Source organism: Clostridia bacterium, assembly GCA_024653205.1.
GTDB lineage: Bacteria > Bacillota > DSM-521 > Neomoorellales > SLTJ01 > JANLFO01.
Map to the genome: position 1 here is coordinate 1 of JANLFO010000046.1, position 2,426 is coordinate 2,426.

Below are 2,426 nucleotides of genomic sequence, written 5' to 3' on the forward strand. Positions count from 1 at the left end.
GGTGAAGAGCTCGACCCTCCCGCGGTCCCCCGTGGCTTCACCACTTCCTCCCGCGGGCAGGCCCCTTGTGGGGTTTTCTGCTTTCTTTGCTCTCCACGCGAACGCATCGGGTCCACCTCTGACTTGACGTTCGGGCCTTCCCCGGCGGTTCATGACCCACCGGGTACTATGCCCTCTGCTGACTCCTGCCGGTTCAGCCGGGCCTCTCGGCCCGGGTTGCCAGTATCCTGGCCTATCCGGCAGGCCTCCCCGGGTAAGAGCTCTGTCTTTCCCTCCATCTACCCGCCCCATTTACTCTTGGCAGCCTTCGGTAGCAAGGACTTTGCTTTGTGTTGCAAGCTCATCCAACTGCCACTAGCCTCGCCTGGGGTTCGTGGTCCTCGGGCCGGAGGTTTGCCGCCGGCTTCCTTCAGATCCCGCCTCACGGCGGACACCCTTGCCTTGGGCTAACGACTACTGCTACCTTCGTCGTTCGGGACTTTCACCCTATAGACAGTGACCATGCCGGGCGCACAACCAAAACTCCCGTCCCCTAAGGGACGGGAGTTGCCCGCGGTACCACCCTTCTTGGCGGGGTCAGCTACTTGGTTGTCCCCGCCCTCTCTCGGGCTGATAACGGTTGCCCGACCGTCCAACTTAACTTTCGCCCTCACGGGCGAATTTCTCGTTGGCCGCTTCGGGGCGCCACCTCACGGCTCCTCACCGGTTTCCACCTGCCACCGGCTCTCTAGAGAGGGTTACCGCTAGTTTCCCCGGCATTGCGTTGCCCTTGGGGCTTTGCTGCATATTATACTATAGCGGCTTGTCCGGCGCAACTCGATTTTCGCCGGCGACCATCCTCAGGAAATAACGGTGTACTCTCAGGTCGGGAGTCAGTTCGGGATGAAAGGTACAGGCCAGCCACCTACCCTGCCTCACCAGGACCGGTCGATCCTTAAAACTGGCCAGCACCGCCACTCCGTCGCCCACCCTTTCCACTACAGGCGCCCGGATGAATACCGCACGCAGGGGTTCGGGCCCTAACGCCGGGACCTCAAGATCCACCTCAAAGCTGTCTACCTGGCGCCCGTAGGCATTGCGCCGTACCACCAGGTCCATGGCCTCCAGGGTGCCGGGCGCCTCGCCCCACACTTCCTTGGCGAGTAAGATCATGCCGGCGCAGGTACCGAAGGTAGCCAGACCGTCTTGTATCCGGGTCTTTATCTCTCCAAAAAGGCCGCGCTCGTGCAACAAACGGCTGATGGTCGTGCTTTCGCCGCCGGGAAGGATGAGGCCATCGAGTTGATCCAAATCCTGTGGATAACGCACTTCCACGCTCTGAACGCCGCAGCGTTCCAGCATCATACGGTGTTCTCGAAAGGCCCCCTGCATGGCCAGAACCCCGATGCGCACCTCACCACCCCCGCTCCTGCAACCGGGTGACAAGGGTGGCCACTTCCAGACCCGGCATGGCCTCGCCCAGGCCACGGGAAACCTCGGCCAGCACTGCAGGATCCCGGTAATGGGTCACGGCCATGACTATGGCCTTTGCCCGGGCGGCCGGGTTCTGGGACTTGAAAATGCCCGATCCCACGAACACTCCGTCTGCCCCGAGCTGCATCATCAAGGCGGCATCGGCCGGAGTAGCGATCCCGCCCGCGGCGAAATTTACCACCGGGAGTTTCCCGGTCTGCGCTACCTGCCGCACCAGGTCGTAGGGAGCACCCATCTCCTTGGCCGCGGCCATAAGTTCCTCCGCCGGCAAGCCGGCCAGGCGCCTTATTCCGTCCATCACCCGGCGCATGTGCCGCACGGCCTCTACCACGTTACCGGTCCCGGCCTCCCCTTTGGTCCGGATCATGGCCGCTCCCTCGGCGATCCGTCGCAGGGCTTCGCCCAGGTCGCGCGCTCCGCACACGAAAGGCACCTTAAAGCGGTGTTTGTCAATGTGATGTTCCTCGTCGGCCGGGGTCAGTACCTCGCTCTCATCGATAAAATCGACCCCCAGGGCCTCCAGGATCTGGGCCTCCACGAAATGGCCGATCCGCACCTTGGCCATCACCGGAATACTGACCGCCTCCATGATGGCCAGTACGACCTCCGGGTCGGCCATCCTGGCCACACCCCCGGCGGCGCGTATATCCGCCGGAACCCTTTCCAGGGCCATAACCGCACAGGCGCCTGCATCTTCGGCTATCCGGGCCTGCTCGGGGCTGGTGACGTCCATGATGACGCCACCTTTGAGCATCTCCGCCAGGCCGGTTTTGACCGTCCAGGTTCCCTTCTCCTCCATGTGCCCCGCCTCCCAGTAACCCTAACAGGAATAACCGGTTTGTATTCCTTAATTCTACCACGTAACCGGGGTGAAAACAAGCCGACGCACCCTGACGGGTCCCCACTTCTTCGAGGGCAGTGCTGGTTTTGCCCGAGTACCTGAAGCGTGCCGG

At 62.6% G+C, this 2,426-nt stretch carries 2 protein-coding genes and 1 other annotated feature; both genes read right to left on the reverse strand.

All coding sequences use genetic code 11. From position 1 onward, the window contains the following. Nucleotides 1–532 precede the first annotated feature (532 nt). Nucleotides 533–768 (reverse strand) — a binding site (T-box leader). Between the two features lie 24 nt (nucleotides 769–792). After that, nucleotides 793–1,371: a pyridoxal 5'-phosphate synthase glutaminase subunit PdxT gene (pdxT, locus tag NUV99_12100; protein MCR4420830.1), complete on the reverse strand. Its 579-nt coding sequence runs from the start codon at nucleotides 1,369–1,371 to the stop codon at nucleotides 793–795. Between the two features lie 22 nt (nucleotides 1,372–1,393). Then, nucleotides 1,394–2,272: a pyridoxal 5'-phosphate synthase lyase subunit PdxS gene (pdxS, locus tag NUV99_12105; protein ID MCR4420831.1), complete on the reverse strand. Its 879-nt coding sequence runs from the start codon at nucleotides 2,270–2,272 to the stop codon at nucleotides 1,394–1,396. Between the last annotated feature and the right edge of the window lie 154 nt (nucleotides 2,273–2,426).

Bases quoted from the DNA above. Each gene is read 5' to 3' on its own strand.
- pdxT (MCR4420830.1), bottom strand. From the start codon at position 1,371: ATGCAGGGGGCCTTTCGAGAACACCGTATGATGCTGGAACGCTGCGGC.
- pdxS (MCR4420831.1), bottom strand. From the start codon at position 2,272: ATGGAGGAGAAGGGAACCTGGACGGTCAAAACCGGCCTGGCGGAGATG.